Genomic DNA, 25,754 nt, shown 5'->3' with positions numbered 1-25,754 from the left:
GTCCTTTCGAGGCGCTAGCCCTTAAACCTTCTTGGCCTTTTCGAACGCTTCGTCAATCGTGCCGACCATATAGAAAGCCTGTTCCGGCAGGTGATCACACTCACCGGCAACAATCATCTTGAAGCCGCGAATGGTTTCTGCAAGGCTGACGTACTTGCCGGGTGAACCGGTGAACACTTCAGCAACGTGGAAAGGCTGCGACAGGAAACGCTGGATCTTGCGGGCGCGGGCCACGGCCAGCTTGTCTTCGGGGGCCAGTTCGTCCATGCCCAGAATCGCAATAATGTCGCGCAATTCCTTGTAGCGCTGCAGGGTGCCCTGTACGGCGCGGGCCGTTGCGTAGTGGTCTTCACCGACGACGTTCGGGTCAAGCTGGCGGCTGGTCGAATCAAGCGGGTCAACTGCAGGATAGATACCCAGCGAAGCGATGTCACGCGAAAGCACCACGGTGGAATCCAGGTGGGCAAAGGTCGTGGCAGGTGACGGGTCAGTCAAGTCATCGGCAGGAACGTAAACGGCCTGGATGGAAGTGATGGAACCAACCTTGGTCGAGGTAATACGCTCTTGCAGGCGGCCCATTTCTTCGGCCAGCGTCGGCTGGTAACCCACGGCGGAAGGCATACGGCCCAGCAGCGCCGACACTTCGGTACCCGCCAGCGTGTAACGGTAGATGTTGTCAACGAAGAACAGCACGTCACGGCCTTCGTCACGGAAGGATTCGGCAATCGTCAGGCCAGTCAGCGCCACGCGCAGACGGTTTCCTGGGGGCTCGTTCATCTGGCCGTAAACCATCGCGACCTTGGACTCGCCAAGGTTCTCGAGATTCACCACGCCGGAGTCGGCCATCTCGTGATAGAAGTCATTGCCTTCGCGGGTACGCTCACCCACACCGGCAAACACGGACAGACCCGAGTGCGCCTTGGCGATGTTGTTGATGAGTTCCATCATGTTCACGGTCTTGCCGACGCCGGCGCCACCGAACAGGCCCACCTTGCCGCCTTTGGCGAACGGGCAAACCAGGTCAATCACCTTGATGCCGGTTTCCAGCAGTTCCTGTGAAGGGCTGAGTTCGTCGTAAGCAGGAGCCTTGCGGTGGATCGGAGCGGTCAGGGTCTGGTCGACCGGGCCACGCTCGTCAATCGGGGCACCCAGCACGTCCATGATGCGGCCAAGGGTTGCCTTGCCGACTGGCACAGTGATGTTGGCACCGGTGTTGTACACCATGTTGCCGCGGCGCAGGCCATCAGACGTGCCCAGTGCGATGGTACGCACGATGCCGTCACCCAGCTGCTGTTGCACTTCAAGGGTCAGCGCGGAGCCTTCCATCTTGAGCGCGTCATAAATCTTCGGCATCTGGTCGCGCGCGAATTCAACGTCAACCACCGCGCCGATACACTGAACAATCTTGCCTTGAGCTTGAGCCATGACTGGATCCTTTTCCGTTCTTTAAATCTTGTAAATCTGGGCGGCGCGGCTTAAACCGCTGCAGCACCTGCGACGATTTCCGAAAGTTCTTTCGTGATCGCCGCCTGACGCGTCTTGTTGTAAACCAGCTTGAGTTCGCCAATAACGCTGCCAGCATTGTCGGTTGCGGCCTTCATGGCCACCATCCGCGCCGACTGCTCCGAAGCCATGTTTTCCGCGACAGCCTGGTAGACCAGCGCTTCAACATAGCGAACCAGCAAATCGTCAATTACCGTCTGTGCATCAGGCTCATAGATGTAGTCCCAGCCATGCTGGTCCTTGTCGGCCTGCATGTGGGCTGCCGTCAGTGGCAGCAACTGCTCAACCACCGGTTCCTGGCGCATGGTATTGACGAACTTGGTGTAACAGAGATAGACCGCCTTGATCTTGCCTTCGCTGTAGGCATCGAGCAGAACCTTGACTGGCCCGATCAGCGCGTCAAGGTGGGGCTTGTCGCCCAGCTGCGTCACATGCGAGATCACCTTGGCGCCGATGCGGTTCAGGAAGCTGAAGCCCTTGTTGCCGATGGCCACAGCCTGGGCATCTTCACCGGCCGCCTGCAACTCCTTGAGCTTGACGGTCAAGGCGCGCAGCACGTTGGTGTTCAAACCACCGCACAGGCCCTTGTCGGTTGTCACCACGATAAACCCGGTTGTTTTGGTGTCGTTGGACTCCATGAACGCATGGGTGTATTCGGGGTTGGCTTGCGCCAGGTTGGCGGCGATGTTGCGGATCTTGTCGCTATAAGGACGTGCGGCACGCATCCGTTCCTGCGCCTTGCGCATTTTGGAGGCCGCCACCATTTCCATGGCTTTGGTGATCTTTTTGGTGTTTTCCACCGACTTGATCTTGCCGCGTATTTCCTTGCCTGCTGCCATATTTGGTCCTAAATGGTTTCTAAGCCCTGGGCTTTGATATTTTCAGGCCGACTCAGGCGAAGGACTTCTTGAATGCGGCAGCTGCGGTAGCCAGTTCAGCTTCGGCATCCTTGTCCATGGCCTTGTTGGCTTCCAGCTTGGCCATCAGTGCAGCATGCTTGTCCTTGAGGTAGCTGTGCAGCCCGGATTCGAACGCCAGCACCTTCTTGACTTCGATGTCATCCATGAAGCCCTTGTTCACTGCAAACAACGTGGCGGCCATGTTGGAAATCGACAGTGGCGAGTACTGGGCCTGCTTGAGCAATTCGGTCACGCGGGCACCGCGGTCGAGCTGCTTGCGGGTGGCTTCATCCAGGTCGGAAGCGAACTGCGCAAACGCAGCCAGTTCACGGTACTGGGCCAGATCGGTACGAATACCGCCAGACAGGTTCTTGATCAGCTTGGTCTGTGCAGCGCCACCGACGCGGGACACCGAGATACCGGCGTTGATTGCAGGACGGATACCGGCGTTGAACAGGCTGGTTTCCAGGAAGATCTGGCCGTCGGTAATCGAGATCACGTTGGTCGGAACGAAAGCGGACACGTCACCGGCCTGGGTCTCAATGATCGGCAATGCGGTCAACGAACCGGTCTTGCCCTTTACTGCGCCCTTGGTGAAATCTTCAACGTATTTTTCGTTCACGCGTGCTGCGCGCTCAAGCAGACGGCTGTGGAGATAGAACACGTCGCCGGGATAGGCTTCACGTCCTGGTGGACGGCGCAGCAGCAGCGAAACCTGGCGGTAAGCCACGGCCTGCTTGGACAGATCGTCATACACAATCAGCGCGTCTTCACCGCGGTCGCGGAAGTACTCGCCCATGGTGCAGCCCGAGTAGGCGCTCACATACTGCATTGCAGCCGATTCGGAAGCAGATGCAGCAACCACAATGGTGTATTCCATTGCACCGGCCTGCTCCAGCGAACGCACAACGTTCTTGATGGAAGAAGCTTTCTGGCCGATGGCGACATAGACGCAAGAAACGCCCTTGCCCTTCTGGTTGATGATGGCGTCAATCGCGACGGCAGTCTTGCCGGTCTGGCGGTCGCCGATGATCAGTTCGCGCTGGCCGCGGCCGACGGGAACCATGGAGTCGATGGACTTCAGGCCGGTCTGCAGGGGCTGGTCAACGGATTTACGGGCGATCACGCCGGGTGCGACCTTTTCGATCACGTCGGTGAGCTTGGCATTGATCGGACCCTTGCCGTCGATAGGCTGGCCGAGTGCATTGACCACACGGCCAAGCAGTTCAGGGCCGACAGGCACTTCGAGAATCCGGCCCGTGCACTTGACGGTGTCACCTTCAGCGATGTGCTCGTACTCACCCAGAATCACGGAACCGACGGAGTCGCGCTCCAGGTTCAGTGCCAAGCCATAGGTTGGCGTGCCGTCGGCGGTCGCCGGGAATTCCAGCATCTCGCCCTGCATCACATCGGACAGGCCGTGGATACGCACGATACCGTCGGTAACGGACACCACGGTGCCCTGGTTACGGATGTCGCTGCTGGCAGTCAGGCCTTCGATACGGCTCTTGATCAGTTCAGAAATTTCTGCGGGATTGAGTTGCATGACTCTTTCCTTCTTTCTTCGGTTATTGGCGAGAACTTCAGGGCTTGCACAAGGCAAATCAGGAAATCAGCGCTACTTTCATTTGCTCTAAACGGGCTTTGACCGAGGTGTCCAGCACCTCGTCACCCACCACGACACGTACGCCGCCTATCAACTCGGGCTCCAGCTCGACCTTGAGGTTGAGCTTCTTGCCAAAGCGTTTTTCCAGCGTTGCAGCCAGATCGGCCAACGCGGCGCCTTCCAGCGCGAAAGCGCTGTAGACAGTAGCGTCGGACGAGCCGCTCTGCGCGTTTTTAAGGACGCGGAACTGGCTGGCGATTTCCGGCAGGACACTGATGCGCCCGTTGTCAATCACGGCGCGCAGGAAATTTTTGGCGGCCTCGGGCAGCTTGCCACCGGCAACACCTGCAATCACTTCAAACGCCTGGGCAGAAGTCACGCTGGGGTTGTCGGCGTACTGCTGCAGTTGCGCATTCGAGGCAATCGCCGCGAGCCCGTCGAGCCACACAGCGGTACCAGCAAGGTCACCGCCAGCAGTCTTGAACAATGCTTCAGCGTAAGGACGCGCAATGGTGGCTAGTTCGGCCATGTTGATGCTCGCTTCGTTTCAGTCAAAGTTCAGTCTTCAGGCGACCCAGCAAGTCGGCATGCACACCGGCATTGACTTCCTTGCGCAGGATCTGCTCAGCACCCTTGACGGCCAGCGCGGCAACCTGATCACGCAGGGTTTCGCGAGCCTTGACGGTCTGCTGCTCAGCCTCAACCCTGGCGGCCGCAATGATCTTGCTGCCCTCTTCGGTTGCTTTTGCCTTGGCTTCTTCAATCATGGCTTGCGCACGGCGCTCGGCCTCGGCCAGACGCGTGGCGGACTCGTTGCGCGATTTCGCCAGTTCTTCTTCCACGCGCTTGTTGGCAACGGAGAGTTCGGACTTGGCTTTATCGGCAGCGGCGAGGCCGTCGGCGATCTTCCGGGCGCGTTCGTCGAGGGCGGCTGCAATCGGGGGCCACACGAATTTCATCGTGAACAGCACCAGGATCGCAAACACAACGAGCTGCGCAAAGAATGTGGAGTTAATACTCACAGCAGCACCTCTCTAGGTTGATGTCTGGAAAGGCGGATTACTTGAGGACAAACGGGTTCGCGAATGCGAACAGCATGGCGATACCAACGCCGATCAGGAAAGCCGCGTCGATCAGACCGGCCAGCAAGAACATCTTGGTTTGCAGTTCGTTCATCAGTTCTGGCTGGCGTGCAGCTGCTTCAAGGTATTTGCTACCCATGATGCCGATGCCGATACATGCGCCGACAGCGCCCAGGCCAATGATCAGGCCAGCGGCCAAAGCGACAAAACCGAGTACGTGTTCCATTTAATGCTCCTATGGATTTAACTAACTAACAAAAATAAAAGAAAACCGAAACCGAAAGAAAACTGATTCAGCGAATCAATGGTGATCGTGGGCCTGGCCCACATACACCAGCGTCAACATCATGAAAATAAACGCTTGCAGCGCAACAATCAGGATGTGGAAGATGGCCCAGCCGGTACCTGCCAGCACATGGCCGATAAACAGGAAAATGCCGGTAGCAGAACCGAAGCCGACAGCACCCATCAGGGCGATCAGCATGAAGAGGAGTTCGCCGGCATACATGTTGCCGAAGAGTCGCAGGCCGTGGGACACCGTCTTGGCAGCGAATTCAATCATCTGCATCAGGAAGTTGACGGGATAGAGAAACCACTTGTCGCCGAACGGGGCAGAAAACAGCTCATGAACCCAGCCGCCAATGCCCTTGATCTTGATGTTGTAGTAGAGGCAGACCAGCAACACGCCGCAAGACATGCCCAGTGTGGCCGAGAGGTCGGCGGTTGGCACAACACGGAAGTAATGGATGGTGTGGTCGAGGCCGGTGGCGGCGAAGATGCTGTGGAACAGGTCGACAGGCAAAAAGTCCATCGAGTTCATCAGGAAAATCCAGACAAACACGGTCAGCGCCAGCGGGCCGACCATCTTGCGGGATTCAGCATTCTTGACAATGCCCCTGGCCTGGCTGTCCACCATTTCAAGCAGGATTTCAACGGCAGCCTGCATGCGGCCGGGCACGCCGGAATGCACACTTTTGGCGACGCGCCACATGACAAAGAGGCCGATCACGCCGAGGGCGATGGACCAGAAAATGGTGTCGAGATTGAAGTAGCTGAAATCAACAATGCTGGTTTGCTTTGCAGCCTTGTTCTGCAGATGGACCAGGTGGTGGCCAATGTACTCACCAGCGGTCAAAGCGTTTCCGGAAGATTCGGCCATCTCTCAAGTCTCTTTAATTGATTACGCTTAACTTTTTCAGCCTCGGCTGGAGCAGGAGCACCAGCCAGACCACCTTCATCGTCACCACCAGGCCAACCAGCATGACCGGCCAGCTCAAATCCGAAACCAGCCGGGGCGCGGCAAACAGCATGGCAATCACCATGCCGATCTTGACCATTTCCCAGAGGAAAAACCCGGCTACTGCAGCGCCCGCATTCATGGACGCCACCTTGCTCATCAAACCACGGGCAAACAGGGCCCCCGGTATAACCACCGCCAGCGCGCCATACAAGGCGGACCAACCGGTGCTTTGCCGGCCTGTCAGGCCCCAGGCCACCAGCGCCACAATGACCCCGGTTGCCAACTGGCCTGCCAATACCACCCAGGGTGATATTGAAGGACTGCTCAGCCTTAGCCTCTGCGCTTCATCACGGGTCAGCGGCCGGAAAGCCGCTTCGCCCGAATCCGCTGCATCAGCGCCTGCAGACCATCTGTCTGCCATGGCCGCCGTATTCGTATTTGCCGGGTCTTCTATTTTGTTCATCACAAATTACAGGAAGGTTACAGGGCAGTTGCGAACCGGCAGTGCCAGCCGTATTTAGCAAAGCCCCTGATTATACGTAGAAACCCGCTAAGGTCCCGAAAAACCCTCAATCACGGTTTGAATGGGCATGGCATGCCCTCTGACAGACGGGCGCATGCAGCCTCGTTCACAATGGGTGAAATCGCCGATTCAAGCCTGCCGCGATGGCGCGCATTGATCTTCATATCCAGAAAAAGGACCCCATGCCCGCCCTGATGAAATTCCTGCACATTGCCGCCGCCATCGCATGGCTGGGCGGCGTCAGTTTCATGCTGTTTGCGCTGCGCCCCGCTGCAGGACAACTTGCGCCGCCCATGCGCCTGCCCCTGATCGCGCAGGTGCTGCGCAGGTTTTTCGCGCTGGTGTGGCCGTCCATCGCCATCCTGCTGCTCACAGGCCTGGCCATGCTGCTGCGCGTGGGCATGAAGAACGCCCCCATCGGCTGGCACCTGATGCTGGGCATCGGGCTCGTGATGTTCCTGCTGTTCGGTCACCTGTATTTCGGGCCGTTTCGCCGGCTCAAACTGGCCGTTGCCGCAAGTGACTGGCCGGAGGGTAGACGCCGTGTCGGGCAGATCGCCACGCTGGCCACGGTCAATCTTGTCCTGGGTGCGATGGCCATTGCAGCCGTGATCTTTCTGGTGTGAGGCTGGCGGGGAGTTCCATGCGGTTTCCCATCGCCATCCTTCTGCTCACACTTCTGGGGAGCTGCGCGGCAATCAACCCGAACCATGACCCGGCCAAACCTCACCACACTGCAGAAGGCTTTAAAAACAACTACAGCGGCTCGGTCAACAAGAAGTTCAGCGAGCTGGTGCAATGGCAAATCGAGCGACGGCAACAAAACCTTCCCAGGCCGCCAGACAATCCCGTGCCTGTGCAGGTGGCAGACCTGACCGCCATCAGGGACTACAACACACCGGGGGCGACAGCCAGACCACCGGCCATCACCTGGATAGGTCACGCCACCATGCTGGTGCAGGCAGGCGGGCTCAATGTACTGACCGACCCTGCACTGTCGGAACGCGCCAGCCCCTTCCGCTTCCTGGGGCCCAAACGTGCGCAGCCCCCGGGCATTGCGCTGGCAGATTTGCCCCTCATTGACGTCGTACTGATCTCGCACAACCACTACGACCACCTCGATGAGGCATCGGTGCTGAACATTGCAGAGCGTTCAAAGGCCGCTGGCAACCCCACGCTTTTTCTGGTGCCGCTGGGCATGAAGTCATGGTTCACAGACCTTGGCATCGCCAACACCATCGAGATGGACTGGTGGGACAAACAGGTCATCAGGGGCGTCGAGTTCAACTTCACGCCCGTGCAGCACTGGTCAGCCCGCAGTTTCTGGGACCGCAGCCAGACCCTGTGGGGCGGCTATGCGGTGTTCGCGCCGGACTTTCACTGGTACTTCAGCGGCGACACCGGGTATTCGAAAGATTTTGCAGATACCAAAGCGCGTTTTGCAGACCGGCTGACAGCCGGGACAGGCGGCGGCTTTGACCTCGCCCTGATCGCCGTCGGCGGTTACGAGCCGCGCTGGTTCCTGTCCGGGCAGCATGTCAACCCGGCAGAAGCTGTGCAGATCCACAAGGACCTGGGCGCCAGGCGCAGTGTCGGCGTGCACTGGGGCACGTTTGAATTGACCGATGAGTCGCTTGACCAGGCGCCGAAAGACCTGGCAGCCGCGCGCACCGCACAGGGACTCAGGGATGCCGAGTTCAGCGTGATGGCCATTGGAGAAACCCGCGTAATGCCCGCCCGGCCCCAACCATGAAGGCACGCAAGCCAAAAGGCAAGCCCCACTGGGCCGACCGCGAAACGCTGGCCACCAGCCGCTGGCTGAAACCCGTCGCACACCACGTGCTGGACCCCCGCCTGTGGCACCTGCAGCATGAGGCCGTGGCACGCGGCGTGGCCATCGGTATTTTCTGGGCGTTTTGCCTGCCGGTCGCACAGATTCTTGTCGCGGTGATCCACAGCATATGGTGGCGGGGCAATATCCCGGTCGCCGCCGGCGCCACGCTTGTCACCAACCCGTTCACCATCGGTTTCTGGTTGTGGCTGGCCTACCGCACGGGCAGTTTTTTCATGGATGCGCCTCCGCCGGAGCCCCTGACCCGCGGCGACAATATCGTGGACTGGCTGGCTTCTTTTGGCGGCCCGGCCATACTGGGCATGGGCATTTTTGCGGTTGCCGGATCAGCCTTCGCCTATATTGCCGTCAAACTCGGCTGGCGGCTGCGCATCTGGTTCAAGCGCCGGGGGCGTTGACCCCCACGCTCCGCCGCTACGCGGGTCGCTGCCCCCAGAGGGGGCCGTCCGCCTGCAGACCGGCAAAGCCGGATCTGCGGCTCCGCTGGAACAGATACTTCGTGTAGCGCGGTGCCGAATATCCCAGGCGCGACAATTGGCGCCTCCAACGTTTTATTGGCAACTTCACATGACCCAACTGCCTGTCCAGCCGCCGCTTCCCGACAGCCTGTGCTACCTCAACGGCGAGTACACCGCCCTCAAGGACGCCAAAATCAGTGTGCTCGACCGCGGCTTCATCTTTGGTGATGGCATTTATGAAGTCGTGCCCGCCTACGAGGGCAAGCTGTTTCGCTTTGCCCACCACATGGCGCGGCTTGAGCGCAGCCTGGCCGAGTTGCGCATCGCCAACCCGCTCTCCCGGGAGCAATGGCGCAGCATCGCCGACAAACTCATCGCGGCCTACGCCCGGGCCTCAGGCGCAGCATCGCCGGGCAACCAGATCATCTACATACAGGTCAGCCGCGGCGTCGCCATGCGCGATCACCCCATGCTGCCGGGCTTGAGCCCCACCGTATTTGTGATGACCAACGCCATGAAGCTGCCCAGCCAGCAGCAGCGCAGCGAAGGTGTGGCCTGCGTGACGGCCGATGACTTCCGCTGGGAAAAGGCCCATATCAAAAGCACCAGCCTGCTGGGCGCGGTGTTTGCGCGCCAGATCAGCGTTGATGCCGGTGCGATTGAAACCGTGATGTTCCGCGGTGATTACCTGAGCGAAGCCGCCGCCAGCAATGTCTGGGTCGTCAAGGATGGCAAGGTTTCTGGCCCACCGAAAGACAAACTGGTGCTTGAAGGCATCCGATATGGCCTGATGGAAGAGATGTGCCGGGCCAACAACATCCCGTTCGAGCTGCGCCGCATCACCCGCGCCGAGGTGCTGGCGGCCGACGAACTGCTGCTGTCATCAGCCACCAAGGAGGTTCTGCCCGTCACCCTGCTCGACGGCCAGCCGGTCGGCAATGGGCTGGAAAAAGGCAGGCCCGGCCCCATTTACAAAAGCTTGTACGACGCCTATCAACTTGAGAAGGCAAAGCAGGAATCCCCCACATGAACGCCACACCAGACACCCCACCCAAAATCATTGGCGCGACCGACACTGCATCGTCGGTTCAGGAATCGCTGATCGAGTACCCTTCGCAGTTCCCCATCAAGGTCATGGGCGAAAAGGTCGACGGCATGGTTGCGGCCATCACCGCGATTGCCCACAAATTCGATCCCAACTTTGATGCATCGACCATTGAGCTGCGCGAAAGCAAGGGCGGCAAGTACCTGGGCGTGACCGTGACGGTGACAGCCACCTCGCGCGAGCAACTCGACGAGCTTTACCGCACGCTGAGCACGCACCCCATGGTGAAAGTGGTGCTTTGAAACGCACTATTTCGACAAATTTGCTATAAATTCAGTAGCTACTCACGTGCGTATTTATTGGCCTGCAGCCCGATTTGATGCCTGAAATGAGCCATTTTCCCGCTTTTTTGGACTTTTTGAGGGCGTTTTGACCGCCCCAAACAGCCCAAAAGCAAAAATGTTAAGTTGCAAGTTAACTTTTGGGGTTTTCAGGCCAGGTACCACCCGGTAACAAACAACAGTCCTGCATGTCGCTCCCACTCACCATCCAGACCACTGCCAAAGGCCGGGTCGACTACCTGCCGACCTTTGAAGCCATGCGGGCCTTCACCAGAGCGAGGGATGCCTCCACATCCGACGAACTCTGGGTCTGCGAGCACCCGCCGGTCTACACGCAAGGCCTGGCAGGCAAGAGCGACCACATCCTGAACCCGGGCGATATTCCCGTTATCCACACTGACAGGGGCGGCCAGGTCACCTTTCACGGGCCGGGCCAGGTGGTCGCGTACCCGCTCATGGACCTCAAGCGCGCCGGTTACTACGTCAAGGAATACGTCTACCGGATTGAAGAGTCGGTGATCAAAACGCTGGCTCATTTCGGCGTCACCGGCCATCGGGTGACGGGCTCGCCGGGCATTTATGTACGGCTCGATGACCCTTTCTCACACGCTGCGCTCACCGGCCCACTGAACCCGCTGGACCCCTTTAGCGGCCTGGGAAAGATCGCTGCTTTGGGCATCAAGGTCAGCCGGCACTGCACCTACCACGGGGTGGCGCTGAACGTGTCTATGGACCTTGAACCCTTCTCGCGCATCAACCCCTGCGGCTATGCGGGCCTGAAAACCACAGACCTTTCTACAATCGGTGTATCGGCAAGCTGGCAGGATGCGGCGGATGTGCTGGGCAAAAAGCTCGCCACCTACCTCGCGCCCTGACCACACCCCACCAGAGAAGCACACCATGAGCACCCAGGAAGTCGTTCGAGATATCCAGAGCACCGAGGACTACAACCCGCTGGCCAAGCAGAAGGCGGCGGCCAAGCTGTCGCGCATCCCGGTCAAGGTGGTGCAGGGTGAATTGCTGAAAAAGCCGGAGTGGATCCGCGTCAAGGCCGGCAGCCCGACCACACGCTTTTACGAGATCAAGCAGATCCTGCGCGAAAACAAGCTCAACACCGTCTGCGAGGAAGCCAGTTGCCCCAACATCGGTGAATGCTTCGGCAAGGGCACGGCGACCTTCATGATCATGGGCGACAAGTGCACCCGGCGCTGCCCGTTTTGCGACGTCGGCCATGGCCGGCCAGACCCGCTGGACGTGAATGAACCGCTCAACCTGGCCAAAACTATCGCGGCCCTCAAGCTGAAATACGTGGTGATCACCAGCGTGGACCGCGATGACCTGCGCGACGGCGGCAGCGGGCATTTTGTGGAGTGCATACAGAAAATCCGCGAACTCTCGCCGGAAACGACGATTGAAATCCTCGTACCGGACTTCCGCGGCCGCGACGACCGGGCGCTGGAGATTCTGAAAGCCGCACCCCCAGACGTGATGAACCACAACCTGGAAACCGCGCCGCGCCTCTACAAGGAAGCACGCCCCGGCAGCGACTACCAGTTCAGCCTCAACCTGCTGAAAAAATTCAAGGCCCTGCACCCCGATGTGCCGACCAAGAGCGGAATCATGGTCGGCCTGGGCGAGACTGATGAAGAAATTTTGCAGGTGATGCGCGACATGCGCGAACACAACATCGACATGCTGACGATTGGCCAGTACCTCGCGCCTTCAATGTCGCATCTGCCGGTACGCCGGTATGTGCATCCTGATACGTTCAAGATGTTTGAAGCAGAGGCCTACAAAATGGGTTTTACCCACGCCGCCGTCGGCGCCATGGTGCGCTCCAGCTATCACGCCGACCAGCAGGCCCACGCCGCTGGCGTGTCCGACAAGCCGTCTGCGGGCGTTGCCCACACCTGAGACGCCTTTTCTTTTCACACTGACCGCCGGGAACCGGCCTCGGGCTCATGCAAAACCTGAACGACATTCCCGCCCCGATATTTGCCATCACGCTGTTTTGCGCCCTGCTGGTCGCCATAGAAGCCGGCTTTCGCACAGGCCGCAAGATGGACTTCGAAAGCTGGGACAACATCAGCAGCGCTTTTTTCTCGGTCTCCGGTGCCACACTGGCCTTGCTGGGCCTCTTGCTGGCCTTTTCATTCAGCATGGGCGTGACACGTTACGAAGCGCGCAAGGTGGTCATCCTCAAGGAAGCCAACGCCATAAGCACGGCCTGGGTGCGTGCCGACTTCCTGCAGCCCGGGCAATCGCAGGCCGTCAAAACACTGTTGCGGGAGTACATCACCTCGCGGCTGGCCTATCACGACTCGGCAGCCGAAAGTGCCAAATCGGAAGCACTCGTCAGCGACGCGCAGGGTATCCAGGCGCGCATCTGGGCTGTCGTATCGGCCCTGGGCAATTATCGGGAACCCGTGCAGAACACCTACTTTTCGTCCCTGACTTCGGCAGTCATCGACATGGGCACGATACGCAATGAGCGCCGCTATGCCATCGAGAACCAGATACCGTCTTCAGTGATTGGACTGCTGGTCATCATCACCCTGCAGGCGGCAGCCCTGGCGGGTTTTGCTTTCGGTGCCAACCAGCGGCGCCTGCGGCTGGCGCTGATCGGCTTCCCCTTGCTGCTGTCGCTGGTGATCTACACAATTCTGGATCTGGACAGGCCCACCCAGGGCTGGATCGTCGTGGACCAGACGCCGATGCTGGCCCTGGAAGCCAGCCTCAGGTAAACATTTTGCAGATCAATAACGATAGGGGTCTGACGGGCGCCGGTCATAGCGGTTGGGTACACCATCGCCATCACAGTCACGCCTGTAACCCGGTGCCGGTGCTGGTGCCTGACGGTAATGCGGGCCGTTGTCGTAGCCCACAGGGTAGGCCACGCAGCCCGACAATGCGCCCAGGCCGGCCAGGGTAGCCAGAAGGATCGAAATTTTTCTCATGCTGTTCTCCTTGATGCGGTGGTTAAACTTCCGCACGCCCATTTCAGCGCTCAAGCATGGCCGCTTGGTGTAGGCCATATGCCTGAAGGGTGAAGCTGGTTACCGCATGTAGACCAGGGAGCTGCCTTCCGCTTTACCGGGAATCTTTACAGACCATGCCAGCCAACCTGTACGCCATGGGCGCCATTGCCCTCTGGGCCCTTCTCGCATCACTCGGTGTGTCGCTCAGGCACGTGCCGCCCTTTTTACTGACAGGTCTCGCGCTGCTGATCGGCAGCGTGCTGGCCCTGCCCTTTGTAGCCAGGGACAGATCGCCATGGCGCATCCCCGCATCGACCCTGGCGCTGGGTGTCTACGGCCTGTTTGGTTTTCACTTCCTGCTGTTCATTGCGCTGCGCATGGCGCCGCCGGTAGAGGCCAACCTCGTCAACTATCTGTGGCCGCTTTTGATGGTGGTGCTGGCTCCGCTTTTTCTGAAGGGCGTACAACTGCGGCCCCTCCACCTTATCGCGGCGGTGCTGGGGTTTTCCGGTGCTGCGGTGGCCATATTGGGCGCCAGCAGCAGCGCAACATCGGCGCTCTGGTCCTGGGGTTACCTGCCAGCTTTGGCATCAGCATTTATCTGGGCCAGCTATTCGCTGCTGACGCAGCGCGTACCGCCGTTTTCCACCGCAGCCGTCGGTTTGTTCGGGCTGGTGTCGGGGCTGCTCTCCTTGCTGTGCCACTGGGCGCTTGAACCTCAAGCCTCCCTGTCGACGCAGGACTGGCTGCTGATTGCGGCAATGGGTCTGGGTCCGCTGGGCGCAGCGTTTTTTCTCTGGGACAAGGCGCTCAAGCTGGGTGATGCGCGGCAGATCGGCATCCTGAGCTACATCACACCGCTGGCATCGACTGCCCTGCTGATGCTGGCCAGCGGCAAACCCCTGAGCTGGAGCATTGCCCTGGCCGCAGCGATGATTACTGGCGCGGCGGTGCTCGGTACACGGGGCCCCTAGTCCGGACACCACGCGAAACCCGACATGCCCGGTGATGTCCGTGATACCCGGTGCCGTCCCCAACACCTGGCGGATTCATGCTCTACGCCACAACACTCGTTACAAGGTATGGCAACAGGTATGAAGACGTGTCAACATCAACGCCCCAAATCTGGTTTCCACAAGTTAACGACACCGATGACACGCATGACATTCATCAGCTGGACTTGCACCATTTCCCTGTCACTGGCCTGCTTTCTGGGCGCAATGCCGGCGCATGCACAGACCGAAGATGCGCTTGAAGCTGCGCCGACCATGGTCCTGAGTCCCCAGGACAAGGAAAAAGCACGTCAGAAAGTACTGGAGCCCGCACCGGCGGGCGCCAGCCGCGCGGCTCTCGAAGAGTTCTTCGAGAGCCGCAAGACCCTGAGCGAACAGCAGGGGGATCTGGGCGTCAGCGAGCAGTTTGCGCGCAACTGGCTGCAGGCCTTGCCAGACGACTGGCAGGCGCACTGGCGAATGGCGCTGGCGCAGATCAGGGGGGGCCGGCTCGCAGACTATTTTTCCTATGCCCAGGACGCAGCCAGACTGGCCCCCAATGATGCGTGGCGGGCTTTTGTACAGGCGGAAATAGCCCTCAAATACCTGCATCTGCAGGCCAATATCAAGGACGCCACCAGCACCATGGCCATGGCCGAGGCGTCGCTCGCGCGGTTTCAGGGCCAGCTACGTCCGAACCGGCCGGGGCCGCAGTACCTGCTGGCGCGCACCGAGGCGCGCGTCTATACCTCGAAGGGCGACATGGAGTCGTTCATGTCGCAATACGATGCGGCAGCCCGCTCAGCCAACAGGGCTGTGCTGGCGGCGCGACGTAGCGTGGCGCTGGGCAGCCAGATGGACGACAAGCGGGCATTTTTTGGACGCAACGAACTGATCAATGCCCTGACGTACGAGGCCCGGTCCCAGAACATGCGCGGTGCACTTTTTGACGCCGACCAAAGCCTTCGGCAGGGACTGCAAATCATCGCTGCCGGAGAGGTGTCAAACCACCTCGTCGCCCAGCTCTTCACCACGATAGGCAGGCTTCGTATCCAGGAGGGGCGTTTTCGCGAAGCGGAGCAGTGGGCGCGCAAGGGTGCCGACAGCATGCTCAAGGCCAATGCACCGGCCACCTCGGCCCCCCTGCTGGCAGCGCGGGGGGTAGAGCAGACCGCGCTGGCCGGCCAGGAGCGCTGGGCTGACGCATGGAAGAGTTTTGAAGCTGTAGACCGCGACTCCCAGGGCAGCACCGAAGCGCAGCAATTTGCGCGCAACGGACTGACGCGGGCCATCGTGCTGCTCAAGCTGCAGCGCTGGCCGCAGGCCGAAAGCGTCCTCACCGCGTCCTGGACGCGCCAGAAGAATGATTTTGGCGCAGGCCACCCCACAACAGCATTGTCAGAGGGACTGCTGGCCTGGGCCCTGTGGGAAAGTGGCAAGCGCGGCGAAGCGCTCGCGCACTTCAATGTCGCCCTGCCAAGCCTGATGGCCAGCGGCGAAAGCCCGGAGGGCAATGAAGACCAGGGTCTGCGCAAACTGGCACGCAAAAGCGTCGCCGAAGCCTACCTCAAGGCGATTGCCAATGGTGCCGACGCGCAGGCGCTGGAAAGAGGCTTTGCCATGGCCGAATGGCTTTCCGGTTCATCCGTACAGCAGGCCCTGAACGATGCGGCTCAACGCACCCGCTTCACCGATCCCCGTCTGCAGGAAGCGTTGCGCAACGAGCAGGACATCCAGCGGGAACTGGACGTGCTCTACCGCTACATCAACCAGCAGGGCAGCGAAGCCACAGCAAGACAAACGCCGGCAGTTACCGAACAAATGCGCCAGCGCATTGCGCAGTTGTCCGGGCAGCGCCAGCAACTGCACCAGCAAATCCGCCAGTCGTTTCCCCAATACGAACAAATGGTCAGGCCGCGCCCCCCCACAGTGAAGGAAATCGCCGCACTGCTGGGCGAAGATGACGTGTTCGTACAGTGCCTGAGTACTTCACTGGGTACCTATGTGTGGGCGATCGACCGGCAGCACGGTGTCGTCGGCGCCTATTCGGCGCTTGACGAAGCAGCCGTCGCCACACTGGTGCAGCGCCTTCGGGTCACGCTGGACGTGGCCGGCATGGGTGTGCGGGCTCCAAAGTTTGATTTTGCGGCGTCGGCCACGCTGTACGAGGCCTTGCTCAAGCCCTTGTCTGCATCGCTGGCAGGGAAAAAGCACCTGATCGTGTCGACCTCCGGCGCGCTGGCGCAAGTGCCGTTTTCGGCGTTGGTGACAGAGTCATTCAGCGGCGACCCGGCCACTGCCCCCTGGTTGATCCGGCAAAGGGCCGTCAGTCATGTACCCGGTGCGAGCGCCTGGATGGCGCTCAAGCAGTTAAGCCAGTCAAAGCCGGCGGTGCAGGCGTTTATGGGCTGGGGGGATCCCCTCTTCGATGCACGGCAGGTTGCACAGCCGGGCAACACACGTAACGTCAACCTGACCCGCTCTGCCGCTGGTGCTGCTGGCAACAAACCGGAGGACGAAGTTACACGCAGCGCACTCAAATACGCGCAGATCCCGGCCCTGCCGGAGACGCGCGCAGAGGTCGAGGCGATTGCCGACCTGCTCAAGGCCGACAGGCAAAAAGACACGCACTTCGGGAAAGACGCCAACCGCGAAAGCGTGCTGCAAGCCAGCCGCAGCGGCCAGCTGGCGCAAAAGCGCGTGATTGTGTTTGCCACCCACGGTCTGGTGCCCGGTGACCTTCCCAATTTGCGCCAGCCGGCGCTGGCCATGGCCGCAGGCGGTCCGGAAGACGCCGACCCGCTGGCCCCGCTGCTGACACTGGAAGACGTATTGGGCCTCAAACTCAATGCCGACTGGGTGGTCCTTTCCGCCTGCAACACCGCCGCTGCAGAAGGCCGCGCGGAAGAAGCGCTCAGCGGTCTTGCCCGGGGCTTTTTTTACGCAGGGTCACGCAGCCTGCTGGTGACGCACTGGTCGGTCGAAAGCGAATCTGCAAGTTTGCTGACCACGGGCACTTTCGCCCACCAGGCGGCGAACCCCGGCGCCAAAAGGGCCGAGAGCCTGCGCGAAGCCATGCTCAAGGTCATGGCGGACCCGAAATTCTCCCACCCGGCTTTTTGGGCGCCGTATGCGCTGGTGGGAGAAGGCGGCCGCTAGGGCCTGTTACAGACCCTTTGTTTTTATTTGACTTCGTCGACAGACACCATGGCCGCACCGTATGCATCAGAGCAAAGCGGGTTGTTTTTACGGCTTGCGCTCGTCTGGCATGCCTGGCTCGCGACCGTGGCCGAGGCCGTCATCAGGGCACCAAGTTTTGCGCGGCCCCCTGCATCGTTGAGAGACATGACAAATGGCCCTGCCTTGGACGCAGAAAGCTGACCGAGGTCGCGCGGCCCGTCAGCGACAAATACCAGCAGGTTGTTGGTGCCGGCCGGGCCACCAGCCTTGACGCGCCAGTTGTCACGGGGCAGCTTGAGGGTCTCCCCGGCCGCTATGCGGTTGTTCTGGTCCAGATCATTCGGGAAAAGCATATAGACCGACTTGTTGTCTGACCCGGCCAGGGCCACATACACATAACCGGCCTTGGCGGATTGCACGCTCAATTCCAGAGTGTCCTGCGCGATCTTGAGTTGTGTCTTGCCCAGACTGACATTCACGCGGCGCTTGGCATCACGTTGCTCGAACATCTGCCGCAAGGCCTGCTCACCCGTGAGCGCAGCCACCACCGGTGCAGGCGCGGCGACCACTGCCGGAGGAGGCGCAGCTACCGCGACAGGCGCCGGGGCTGCAGGAGGCTTTGCCGCCGGAAGCATGGCGACAACAGGTGGCGCAGCAGGCACAGTCCCGGGCGGCGGCCTGACCGGCGCAGGAGCCACGACCACTGGTGGCACCTGAGCCGCTGGCACCGCAACCGGCAACGCCACTGTCTGGGCAAGCGGGCCGGCAGCCAGCTGGACCTGGCTGAACCAGGCCGGTACAAAGCCGATATTGCCCGACAACATCAGGTTATGCGCCTTGAAATTGGCGTCGTTTTGCATGCGCTGGTTGATTTTCGCTTGCGCGCACTGCCGGATCTCCTCCATGCTGATGGCGCCGGACTTGTCGATGTCCACCGCGTCACGAAGCATGCAGTCGCGTACAAACTGCGTGGCCAGACCGCCCTTCATCGAATCGTCAAAGCTCACCTCGTTATCACGTGATGCACTGATATGGATGATGTCCTGCGGCAATGTGCCCGCAGTGACGCTCTCTACCAGCAGATTGCGCGTTTTGACATTGACCGGCCGCCCGCATTCCTCGCTGATATTCGCAACTTTCGGACTCAAAAGGCCTTCGTCGTTTCCGTTACCCAGAGGGTCCATGCGGGAACCCGCCATGCCGAGGCCGCGGGTACGCACTGTAGAGGCATTGCTCACAATGCCGCCTGAATGGCAGGCGTCGTACATTACAAAGAGCTTGTCAGTCTTGTTTGTGATCGGCTTGAGCAGGCTGGCCATTTCGCGGTTGGTCAGCAGGGCCTTGTAAGTGCCTTCATACCCCAGCAGCGCTTCCACGCAACCGCCTGATTCGGCATCGTATGAACGTGTTCCATGCCCGGAGTAATGGATGAACACCCGGTCGCCCTCCTGGACCCGGTTTTCCAGGCTCTTGAGGGCTGCGCGTATGTTGTCGCCGGTGGCCTGCTCGTCCTGCAGGTAGCTGATATTGTCGGGAGGCACCTGCATGGCGGTGGCCATCTGGGTCGCGCTCTCCCTGTCTATGCGCGCACCGGGCAGCGGCGATATGCCAGGATCGCCGTACTTGCTGATGCCGATGATCAACGCGTGGCGATTGCTGCGCGGGCTCAGGCCACGCGTACCCAGCGTCAGTGCGGTATTGCCGGAACCCTGCCGGCCACTGTCCATTCCAGAGGCCGCAGAGCTGCCCGACTGGAGGTTCAGGGCATTGGCCCTGACCCAGCCACGCGCGCCTGATGACTCCACCAAAGCCCAGCCGCCTTCAACACTCAGCACATTCAGGCGTGCGCCGGCCTGCAGATTGCCCATGACCGGCGCAGAGCCCAACTTGTCCGAACGCAGTTCGGTGTCGCGCACCGCCGTCGTGAACTGTATGGCGGGCTGTCCTGCGACATGGAGGGTCAGTGCACCTCCCGCGATGGCAAGTGCAATGACTGCCAGTGTGTGATGACGCTTCATTGTGTAACTCCTTGAATGACGGACTGGCTGGCAACGTTGGTGTGTGGCTGTGTCTGCGGTAGCGGAACCAGATCAGCCCAGCCGGCCATGGCGGCGGCGCAGACAGCGCCCCGCGACACGCCGACCGGCAAGGCTTGCAGTGACCCATGATTGAGGCCGCGCAGAGCGGCAATTCCAGAAATCTCTCCGGCCAGCGCGTGCTGCGCTTGTTCGAGTTCTGCACGCGGGCCGCAAATCGCGAGATAGCCCGCCAGCTCAGGCCAGTGCAGGGACGACGGCCAGGACACGGAGATGTCCGGCGTGACGATGCGGCAGTTGGGCGCGTGCTGCTCCAGGGCATCCATGGTGCGGTCCAAGGCCGCATCTACCCACGGCGCCTCACTGCGCCAGCACCAGATGACGTGCTGCCCAGAGCCAGGATCAGCAGGGGAAGACCAATGGTCCCGGCGCCACCCGTTCCACAAGCGCAGCGCCGCCAGAAAGGCCAGCCCTATACCCGCCGTGAGGTGCAGGTCTATGAACAGCGGCAGGCCATGGAGGCTGAGATAACTCACGCAAAGCAGCGAGGCCGGCAATACAAGAATGGCAGGCGCCAATGAAGCCACGCCATGCACACGGACCCAAAGTGCAATGCCTACGCACAGCGCGGCAGCCAGCAGCACCTGGAACCAGCGCGGCAGTTCTGCGATGTGGCGTTCATGCAGGATGTTGTCAATCACCGTGGCGAGCGAGTCCACGCCCGCCTGGGTCGGTGACAAAGGTGTCGGGTGCACGTCATGCAGGCTGGGCGCAGTGGACCCGATGATCACGACCTTGCCGGCAAAGCCAGGCACCCGCGACAGCGGCGCGCCCCCATCGGCCAGCGCAAATACATCGGCGAAGGGAACTGTCGGATAAACGCCCGCCTTCTTGCGCCAGGCCACCAGCTCATCGGCGGGCCTGAGTCCTCTGACAGGAAAGCTCCCCTGGGCAGCAGGCAATGCAGCATTGATGTCCCGGTGAATGCTGAGCGGCAGAGACTGGATGACGCTGCCGTCGGCAAGAACTTCTGCATAACGAAAGCGCCTGAGAACCCCGTCGCCATCAACGTAGCCGTTGTTGTAGCCCAGGCGTCCGGAAGCCACTGCCGGCAGCACAGGTGGAATCAGCGCCACCGTGGACGGCCCACCGCTGGAAACCTTCTGAACGGCAGAAGGCAGCCACAGCCCCGGCAGCACCTGGCGGGTGATCCGGCTGAGGCCATCATTGGCGGACGGAAGGCGAACAACTGAAAAATGGTTCTTGTTACTGCGCCGCACGGCCGCATCGAATGCGGCGTCACCACCAGGGCTCAGGCGATCGGCGTCGGAAAACACCACATCCCATACAACCGCAGCAGGCTGCTGTTTGCCGATATGGTCCAGCACGGCGGCCAGCGTATCCCGGGGCCACGGCCAGCGGCCAAACTGCGTACCCATGCGCAGCAAAGATGCTTCGTCGATGTCCACAATGACGATGCGCGGATCCGGCGCTGCGGCATACAGGCGCATGCGAACCATGGCATCGTAGGAAGACTGGGCAATGCCACTGCCTACACCCAGAAACAGCGCATCAGCCAGCAACCAGACACTGAACAGGCCGACAAGCCCCCAGGTCACGCGCCCGGCCGGCCAGCTGCCAATGCGCAGCTGCAGGCCCCGAATGGCCGTCTTGACCTTCAGCAGCATTGCCGCCCGTGCAACACTGCAGGCGACCGCGCCGCGCGTGCAGGCCTTTTCACTGCACCACCAGATTCACTACGCGCACACGCCGGTTTTCGGCAGCCAGGGGGTCTGCCGCGTTGGATGGTTCTGTGGACCCTTTGCCTACGCTGACGAGACGAGCGGCCGTCACGCCATGGCCGACAAGAATGCTGCTTACCGCATCGGCCCTTTGCTGGCTGAGCTTGAGGTTGTAGTCGGCTCCGCCCTTGGCATCGGTGTGCCCTTCGACGGCAAACTTCGCATTAGCCAGCTCTTTCGACTGCATGGCCTGCGCGAGATTGGCCAGCGTCTGCTGGCTGTCGGGCCTGACGCGCGCGGAGTTGAAATCGAACTGGATCAGCAATGAAAGCGATGGCGCTGGCGGGGGCTCTACCGCCTCCACGGTCAGGTTGCGCAGACTGCGCGTACGCGGTCCCGCAGAAGGAGGTTGCACCTTGAGCTGCTCAACCATTTCTGCGGCGCTGGGCGCACCCTGCGCCTGGAGCGCGCCGGACATGCACAGGAAAAAGAGGCCAGCAACAAACCTGGAACGTAGCGCAGCAGAACAATTGAACATGGTGAAAGCCAGAGTATTTATTGCGAATCTTGATGTTGTAAGTGCGGCCCGGGTATCCGCGCGTTTTAACTGCGGTCGGCCTTCAGTGCTATCAGTTCCCGCCGCTCACTGCGGTAAATACGCGAACCAAAACGGCCCATTTCCTCACGCTTGATGGCATAGCCGTAGCGCGGATCGTGCCACGACCTGATGTTCAGGGTGCTGCCACCCTGAACATAAATGACCGTCTCCACCATATAGGTCTGAAACGTGCCGGCAGGCACAGTCACCACTTCACGCCCCTTGATTTTTGACTCCTGCTGAAGCTCATAAGTTTGCCCGTCATTGGCCTTTTGCGTGGTGCGCCCTGTCCATTTTTTCCCTACCTGAAACTCGGCAGGAAGGCCTCCGAAAGGGGTCGCAAAAGTCCCGCGTTCATTTTTCAGGGTCGCGCCCAGAACGGTGTAGATGAGTCCCCCATTGTTCAACTGCACCAGGTCACCATCGGCGGAGGTCACATTGAACGACAGCTTCTCTCCAGGAACATTGGTCAGGACATCGCTGACCTGGAACTGAAACATGTCACCCACCTTGAAGCGGGGCCCCATGTAACCCAGACTTGCATCCTGCCCCTTTCCCAGAGAGGCAATGACTTTGGGTTTGGCAAGCTGATCCAGCCGGTACTGCGCGGCCTCGCTCAGGTCGCCGCCGCTGGGGAAGCGCTGCAGAAAGGTATAAAAATCTTCAGGGTTGTTGCTCGTCTTGATAAAGTCCCAGGCCGCCTTCTCTTCCTTGAAGGCCAGTTCCCTTAATTGCTCCTTGCCCAGCCTGGTGTCGGCCGGGCGGGCGAGCGCGGCCAGGCGCTGTACTTCCTGCAGACGGGCTGCTTCAGCCGCGCGGTCTTTTTCATTGACCTTTGCCAGTGCACTGGCTGCCATTCGCTCCAGGTCCTCCGGCTTGATGGTGTACCGGGCGCCATCATTGAAAAAGAAGTCGTCTTCAAGCGAGGTGGACTCCCACGGAATCTGCCTGCCCTGGCTCTGTTTTCGCACGTTCAGCCGTACGCGCTTGAACACATCTTCGATTTTTGCGGTGGGCCGCTTCAGTTCCTGCAGTAGGTACTGCGTATACAGGCCATTGCCGCTTTTTTCATCCCCATCCTCGGCCACATTTCCTGGCGCAGTGGCATAGGCCAGAAAGGTACTCGGTGGTGCATCAAGCTGTGCCAGCCCCTTGCCCGAACTGGTGTTGCCGCCAAACGGGTTGTCGCGGCAGGCATCGAGTACAACAATATTCATGCGGTTGCCAGCAACCTTGAAGACATCAACCACGCTGCTCAGGTCAATCGTTTGCTGGGTAACGTCTGCCGCGTTCTTCAGGTTGGCATCCACCGGCACCATGTAATTGCGCCAGTCCAGTTGCAGGCCATGACCAGCGTAGTACAGCATGCCAACGCCCTGTTTGCCCTTGAGTGAATCACTGGCTTTGGAAATCGCCGCGGACATCTGGGCCCTGGTGCCATCGCGCAGTTCGATGACATTAAAGCCAAGCCTTTTGAGCACATCAGCCATGGCCTGCGCATCGTTGGCCGGGTTGACGAGCGGCGACGTCGCGTAAGCAGAATTGCCAATGATCAAGGCCACGCGCACGTCTATGGGCGCCTGTGCCGAAACAGAAACCGCAGCCAGCGTCGAGGCGACGGCAACCAGTCTGAGGACTGGAAGCGCAGACTTGGCCAGCCTCAACTTTGTTGCTATTTCTGCGATGGCAGTGGCTGATTGGCTCACAAGGCGTTCACCCTAAATAATTGGGTTCTGATTTTTACGTAGAAGCCGGTCTTGTACAAGTGCTTACAAACCCTCAATCCCATCAAGTTTGACTGCCGGAGACGGGGCAGCGTCAAAGAAGCAACGCAGGCTCTTCACTGTCAAGAACCTGGCGGGCCCAGGCCTGCAGCTTGCCGGCATCGGCACGCAAAATCTGCTGCTTGACCGCCAGGATCTGCGAGGGGTGCATGGAAAAACTGCGCAGACCCATGCCCAGCAGAAGGCGCGTCATGTTGACGTCACCGGCCATCTCGCCGCACACACTCACACTCTTGCCCTGTGCATTGCATTCGGCAATCGTGTCGGCGATCAGGCGCAGCACCGCCGGATGGCAGGGGTCGTAGAGATGCGAGACGGATTCATCCGCACGGTCAATCGCCAGCGTGTACTGGATCAGGTCGTTGGTGCCAATGGACAGGAAATCAAAATACTTCAGGAACAGCTTGAGCGTGAGCGCAGCTGCGGGGATCTCGATCATCGCTCCCAGCCGCACAGGGCCATTGGGGATGCCCTTGTTGTCCAGCCCGGCGCGTGCGTGGTCAATCAGCGCCAGCGTCTGGCGAATTTCGGTCGCGTGCGCCAGCATGGGCACCAGCAGGTTGACGGGGCCATGCACTGCGGCGCGAAGAATGGCGCGCAGCTGCGTGAGAAACATGGGCGGGTCGGCCAGGCTCCAGCGAATGGCGCGCAGGCCGAGCGCAGGGTTCAGGTGCGTCTCCTGCGACTTGCCGCGCTCCAGCGGTTTGTCAGCGCCGATATCAACCGTGCGTATGGTCACCGGCAGGCCATGCATGCCTTCTATGGCCTTGCGGTAGGCAAGGTACTGCTCTTCCTCATCGGGCAGTTTGCCCAGGCCTTTTGATTCACGGCCCATGAACAGGAATTCAGTGCGGAACAGCCCGACGCCAACGGCACCGGCATTGACAGCACCCGCCGTGTCTTCGGGCATTTCGATGTTCGCCAGCAGTTCTATGCGCTGGCCGTCAATCGTCAGTGCCGGCGTGTGCTTGAGGCGGTTCAGGCGCTCGCGTTCGAGCTCGCCCTGGCGCTGCTTGAAGCCGTACTCGGCCAGGATGATGGGCGACGGGTCAACGATGAGCACGCCCATATCACCATCGATGATGACCCAGTCGTCCTGCTTGATGAGCTGGCTGGCACTGCGCGCACCGACGACGGCAGGAATGTCCATGCTGCGTGCAACGATGGCGGTGTGCGATGTTTTGCCGCCCACATCCGTGGCAAAACCTGCAAACAGGCTTTGCTTGAACTGCAGCATGTCGGCAGGCGAAATGTCGTGGGCAATCAGCACCAGCGGCACATCCACCGTGTCGTCGAGCAGCAGGCCCTGGTTGGAGTCCTTGCGGCTGGCGCCCGCCTGGCGTGTGGGCTGCTGCATGGGCGAGGGAGCGCCCTTCATGCGGCGCAGTATGCGTTCAACCACCTGTTCCAGGTCAGCCTTGCGCTCGCGCAGGTACTCGTCCTCCATCTCGTCGAACTGGCGGGCGATGACTTCGTACTGCGTGGTCAATGCCCATTCGGCGTTGTAGTGGCGCTCGGCTATCCAGTGCTTGACGCCGCTGATGAGCTGCTCGTCCTGCAGCAGCATCAGATGTACATCGAGCAGGGCGGCGAGCTCGTGCGGCGCATCCCTCGGCAAATCCTGCTGGACGCGCGTGATTTCTTCCATCACCGCATTGCGCGCCACACGAACCCGCGTGATCTCCGCATCGGTCTTGTCGGCATCGATAAAGTAGTGCGCCACATCGGCGCGGCTGGACGCCACAAGCACGGCACGGCCAATCGCGATACCCCGCGACACAGCCAAGCCGTGGACCGAAAACGTCAAGTGGGCGCCCCAAGACGCGATGCGAAGCGAGCCGGGAAAGGCAAGCAGGAGCCGCGGAACCGGCTTCGCCGGGCCGCAGGCGGGGCGG

At 60.5% G+C, this 25,754-nt stretch carries 24 protein-coding genes; 10 read left to right on the top strand and 14 right to left on the bottom strand.

Translation table 11 applies throughout. The features are described from left to right. Nucleotides 1-21: 21 nt before the first annotated feature. The 8 genes from atpD to HYX42_RS04470 all read right to left on the bottom strand — a co-directional run bounded on the left by atpD (nt 22) and on the right by HYX42_RS04470 (nt 6,751). Nucleotides 22-1,425, bottom strand: a complete 1,404-nt coding sequence (gene atpD / locus HYX42_RS04505) for a F0F1 ATP synthase subunit beta (RefSeq protein WP_293400292.1) — start codon at nt 1,423-1,425, stop codon at nt 22-24. 50 nt (nt 1,426-1,475) lie between these two features. Next, entirely contained in the window at nt 1,476-2,342 is an 867-nt protein-coding gene (gene atpG / locus HYX42_RS04500) for a F0F1 ATP synthase subunit gamma (RefSeq protein WP_293400290.1), read from the bottom strand. Nucleotides 2,343-2,394: 52 nt separating this feature from the next. Continuing rightward, nucleotides 2,395-3,948 (bottom strand): F0F1 ATP synthase subunit alpha, encoded by a 1,554-nt coding sequence (gene atpA / locus HYX42_RS04495; protein WP_293400288.1) that lies wholly within the window; start codon nt 3,946-3,948, stop codon nt 2,395-2,397. A 58-nt stretch (nt 3,949-4,006) separates the two neighbouring features. Then, entirely contained in the window at nt 4,007-4,537 is a 531-nt protein-coding gene (locus tag HYX42_RS04490; protein WP_293400286.1) for a F0F1 ATP synthase subunit delta, read from the bottom strand. A 22-nt stretch (nt 4,538-4,559) separates the two neighbouring features. Beyond that, on the bottom strand, nt 4,560-5,030 hold the full coding sequence (locus HYX42_RS04485) for a F0F1 ATP synthase subunit B (protein ID WP_293400284.1): 471 nt from the start codon (nt 5,028-5,030) through the stop codon (nt 4,560-4,562). 37 nt (nt 5,031-5,067) lie between these two features. Further along, nucleotides 5,068-5,316 (bottom strand): F0F1 ATP synthase subunit C, encoded by a 249-nt coding sequence (gene atpE / locus HYX42_RS04480; RefSeq protein ID WP_293400282.1) that lies wholly within the window; start codon nt 5,314-5,316, stop codon nt 5,068-5,070. Between the two features lie 75 nt (nt 5,317-5,391). Next, on the bottom strand, nt 5,392-6,249 hold the full coding sequence (gene atpB, locus HYX42_RS04475) for a F0F1 ATP synthase subunit A (RefSeq protein ID WP_293400280.1): 858 nt from the start codon (nt 6,247-6,249) through the stop codon (nt 5,392-5,394). Nucleotides 6,250-6,262: 13 nt separating this feature from the next. Further along, nucleotides 6,263-6,751 carry an ATP synthase subunit I gene (locus tag HYX42_RS04470; RefSeq protein ID WP_293400345.1) on the bottom strand — a complete coding sequence of 163 codons (489 nt, stop codon included), beginning with the start codon at nt 6,749-6,751 and terminating at the stop codon, nt 6,263-6,265. 284 nt (nt 6,752-7,035) lie between these two features. On the opposite strand from HYX42_RS04470, the gene HYX42_RS04465 reads away from it, so the two are divergent. From HYX42_RS04465 to HYX42_RS04430, 8 genes are all read left to right on the top strand, one after another. Continuing rightward, complete coding sequence (locus tag HYX42_RS04465) at nt 7,036-7,479, top strand: CopD family protein (protein ID WP_293400343.1); 444 nt, start codon at nt 7,036-7,038, stop codon at nt 7,477-7,479. A 17-nt stretch (nt 7,480-7,496) separates the two neighbouring features. Further along, nucleotides 7,497-8,606, top strand: coding sequence for an MBL fold metallo-hydrolase (locus HYX42_RS04460; RefSeq protein ID WP_293400278.1), 1,110 nt, complete (start codon nt 7,497-7,499; stop codon nt 8,604-8,606). Further along, nucleotides 8,603-9,103 carry a DUF2062 domain-containing protein gene (locus HYX42_RS04455; protein WP_293400276.1) on the top strand — a complete coding sequence of 167 codons (501 nt, stop codon included), beginning with the start codon at nt 8,603-8,605 and terminating at the stop codon, nt 9,101-9,103. The genes HYX42_RS04460 and HYX42_RS04455 overlap by 4 nt, the downstream gene beginning before the upstream one ends. A 169-nt stretch (nt 9,104-9,272) precedes the next feature. Next, a complete protein-coding gene (locus HYX42_RS04450) occupies nt 9,273-10,193 on the top strand; it encodes a D-amino acid aminotransferase (protein WP_293400274.1) in 921 nt (306 codons plus the stop codon). After that, nucleotides 10,190-10,510 (top strand): DUF493 family protein, encoded by a 321-nt coding sequence (locus HYX42_RS04445; RefSeq protein ID WP_293400272.1) that lies wholly within the window; start codon nt 10,190-10,192, stop codon nt 10,508-10,510. The genes HYX42_RS04450 and HYX42_RS04445 overlap by 4 nt, the downstream gene beginning before the upstream one ends. Before the next feature lie 227 nt (nt 10,511-10,737). Then, nucleotides 10,738-11,424 carry a lipoyl(octanoyl) transferase LipB gene (lipB, locus tag HYX42_RS04440; RefSeq protein ID WP_293400270.1) on the top strand — a complete coding sequence of 229 codons (687 nt, stop codon included), beginning with the start codon at nt 10,738-10,740 and terminating at the stop codon, nt 11,422-11,424. 25 nt (nt 11,425-11,449) lie between these two features. After that, on the top strand, nt 11,450-12,463 hold the full coding sequence (gene lipA, locus HYX42_RS04435) for a lipoyl synthase (protein WP_293400268.1): 1,014 nt from the start codon (nt 11,450-11,452) through the stop codon (nt 12,461-12,463). A 47-nt stretch (nt 12,464-12,510) separates the two neighbouring features. Further along, the gene (locus tag HYX42_RS04430) at nt 12,511-13,293 is read left to right on the top strand and encodes a hypothetical protein (RefSeq protein WP_293400266.1); all 783 of its coding nucleotides are present in this window, start codon (nt 12,511-12,513) and stop codon (nt 13,291-13,293) included. Nucleotides 13,294-13,305: 12 nt separating this feature from the next. Here the strand turns inward: HYX42_RS04430 and HYX42_RS04425 are convergent, their stop codons facing one another. Beyond that, nucleotides 13,306-13,506 carry a hypothetical protein gene (locus HYX42_RS04425; RefSeq protein ID WP_293400264.1) on the bottom strand — a complete coding sequence of 67 codons (201 nt, stop codon included), beginning with the start codon at nt 13,504-13,506 and terminating at the stop codon, nt 13,306-13,308. A gap of 155 nt (nt 13,507-13,661) precedes the next feature. On the opposite strand from HYX42_RS04425, the gene HYX42_RS04420 reads away from it, so the two are divergent. After that, nucleotides 13,662-14,501 carry a DMT family transporter gene (locus HYX42_RS04420; protein WP_293400262.1) on the top strand — a complete coding sequence of 280 codons (840 nt, stop codon included), beginning with the start codon at nt 13,662-13,664 and terminating at the stop codon, nt 14,499-14,501. A 186-nt stretch (nt 14,502-14,687) separates the two neighbouring features. Beyond that, on the top strand, nt 14,688-17,678 hold the full coding sequence (locus HYX42_RS04415; protein WP_293400260.1) for a CHAT domain-containing tetratricopeptide repeat protein: 2,991 nt from the start codon (nt 14,688-14,690) through the stop codon (nt 17,676-17,678). A 23-nt stretch (nt 17,679-17,701) separates the two neighbouring features. Here the strand turns inward: HYX42_RS04415 and HYX42_RS04410 are convergent, their stop codons facing one another. From HYX42_RS04410 to ptsP, 5 genes are all read right to left on the bottom strand, one after another. Then, nucleotides 17,702-19,717, bottom strand: coding sequence for a caspase family protein (locus HYX42_RS04410; RefSeq protein ID WP_293400258.1), 2,016 nt, complete (start codon nt 19,715-19,717; stop codon nt 17,702-17,704). Then, nucleotides 19,714-21,423 carry a CHASE2 domain-containing protein gene (locus HYX42_RS04405; RefSeq protein ID WP_293400256.1) on the bottom strand — a complete coding sequence of 570 codons (1,710 nt, stop codon included), beginning with the start codon at nt 21,421-21,423 and terminating at the stop codon, nt 19,714-19,716. The genes HYX42_RS04410 and HYX42_RS04405 overlap by 4 nt, the downstream gene beginning before the upstream one ends. Before the next feature lie 49 nt (nt 21,424-21,472). After that, complete coding sequence (locus HYX42_RS04400) at nt 21,473-22,015, bottom strand: OmpA family protein (RefSeq protein ID WP_293400254.1); 543 nt, start codon at nt 22,013-22,015, stop codon at nt 21,473-21,475. Between the two features lie 65 nt (nt 22,016-22,080). Then, nucleotides 22,081-23,781 carry a caspase family protein gene (locus HYX42_RS04395; protein WP_293400252.1) on the bottom strand — a complete coding sequence of 567 codons (1,701 nt, stop codon included), beginning with the start codon at nt 23,779-23,781 and terminating at the stop codon, nt 22,081-22,083. A gap of 112 nt (nt 23,782-23,893) precedes the next feature. Further along, nucleotides 23,894-25,666: a phosphoenolpyruvate--protein phosphotransferase gene (gene ptsP / locus HYX42_RS04390; protein WP_293400250.1), complete on the bottom strand. Its 1,773-nt coding sequence runs from the start codon at nt 25,664-25,666 to the stop codon at nt 23,894-23,896. Nucleotides 25,667-25,754: the final 88 nt, after the last annotated feature.

The sequence above is a fragment of the Polaromonas sp. genome (genome assembly GCF_016185115.1).
Lineage (GTDB): Bacteria > Pseudomonadota > Gammaproteobacteria > Burkholderiales > Burkholderiaceae_C > Polaromonas.
Note: the sequence above shows the minus strand (reverse complement) of the source record. Positions and strands in the feature narration are given on the sequence as shown.

Excerpts from the sequence above, each read along its gene's own strand:
- atpE (WP_293400282.1), bottom strand. The coding sequence starts at position 5,316 with ATGGAACACGTACTCGGTTTTGTCGCTTTGGCCGCTGGCCTGATCATT.
- HYX42_RS04430 (WP_293400266.1), top strand. The coding sequence starts at position 12,511 with ATGCAAAACCTGAACGACATTCCCGCCCCGATATTTGCCATCACGCTG.
- atpG (WP_293400290.1), bottom strand. The coding sequence starts at position 2,342 with ATGGCAGCAGGCAAGGAAATACGCGGCAAGATCAAGTCGGTGGAAAAC.
- HYX42_RS04460 (WP_293400278.1), top strand. The coding sequence starts at position 7,497 with ATGCGGTTTCCCATCGCCATCCTTCTGCTCACACTTCTGGGGAGCTGC.
- HYX42_RS04470 (WP_293400345.1), bottom strand. The coding sequence starts at position 6,751 with ATGGCAGACAGATGGTCTGCAGGCGCTGATGCAGCGGATTCGGGCGAA.
- HYX42_RS04410 (WP_293400258.1), bottom strand. The coding sequence starts at position 19,717 with ATGAAGCGTCATCACACACTGGCAGTCATTGCACTTGCCATCGCGGGA.
- atpA (WP_293400288.1), bottom strand. The coding sequence starts at position 3,948 with ATGCAACTCAATCCCGCAGAAATTTCTGAACTGATCAAGAGCCGTATC.
- atpD (WP_293400292.1), bottom strand. The coding sequence starts at position 1,425 with ATGGCTCAAGCTCAAGGCAAGATTGTTCAGTGTATCGGCGCGGTGGTT.
- lipB (WP_293400270.1), top strand. The coding sequence starts at position 10,738 with ATGTCGCTCCCACTCACCATCCAGACCACTGCCAAAGGCCGGGTCGAC.
- HYX42_RS04450 (WP_293400274.1), top strand. The coding sequence starts at position 9,273 with ATGACCCAACTGCCTGTCCAGCCGCCGCTTCCCGACAGCCTGTGCTAC.
- atpB (WP_293400280.1), bottom strand. The coding sequence starts at position 6,249 with ATGGCCGAATCTTCCGGAAACGCTTTGACCGCTGGTGAGTACATTGGC.
- HYX42_RS04400 (WP_293400254.1), bottom strand. The coding sequence starts at position 22,015 with ATGTTCAATTGTTCTGCTGCGCTACGTTCCAGGTTTGTTGCTGGCCTC.
- lipA (WP_293400268.1), top strand. The coding sequence starts at position 11,450 with ATGAGCACCCAGGAAGTCGTTCGAGATATCCAGAGCACCGAGGACTAC.
- HYX42_RS04420 (WP_293400262.1), top strand. The coding sequence starts at position 13,662 with ATGCCAGCCAACCTGTACGCCATGGGCGCCATTGCCCTCTGGGCCCTT.
- HYX42_RS04490 (WP_293400286.1), bottom strand. The coding sequence starts at position 4,537 with ATGGCCGAACTAGCCACCATTGCGCGTCCTTACGCTGAAGCATTGTTC.
- HYX42_RS04445 (WP_293400272.1), top strand. The coding sequence starts at position 10,190 with ATGAACGCCACACCAGACACCCCACCCAAAATCATTGGCGCGACCGAC.
- HYX42_RS04405 (WP_293400256.1), bottom strand. The coding sequence starts at position 21,423 with ATGCTGCTGAAGGTCAAGACGGCCATTCGGGGCCTGCAGCTGCGCATT.
- HYX42_RS04455 (WP_293400276.1), top strand. The coding sequence starts at position 8,603 with ATGAAGGCACGCAAGCCAAAAGGCAAGCCCCACTGGGCCGACCGCGAA.
- HYX42_RS04415 (WP_293400260.1), top strand. The coding sequence starts at position 14,688 with ATGACATTCATCAGCTGGACTTGCACCATTTCCCTGTCACTGGCCTGC.
- HYX42_RS04425 (WP_293400264.1), bottom strand. The coding sequence starts at position 13,506 with ATGAGAAAAATTTCGATCCTTCTGGCTACCCTGGCCGGCCTGGGCGCA.
- HYX42_RS04465 (WP_293400343.1), top strand. The coding sequence starts at position 7,036 with ATGCCCGCCCTGATGAAATTCCTGCACATTGCCGCCGCCATCGCATGG.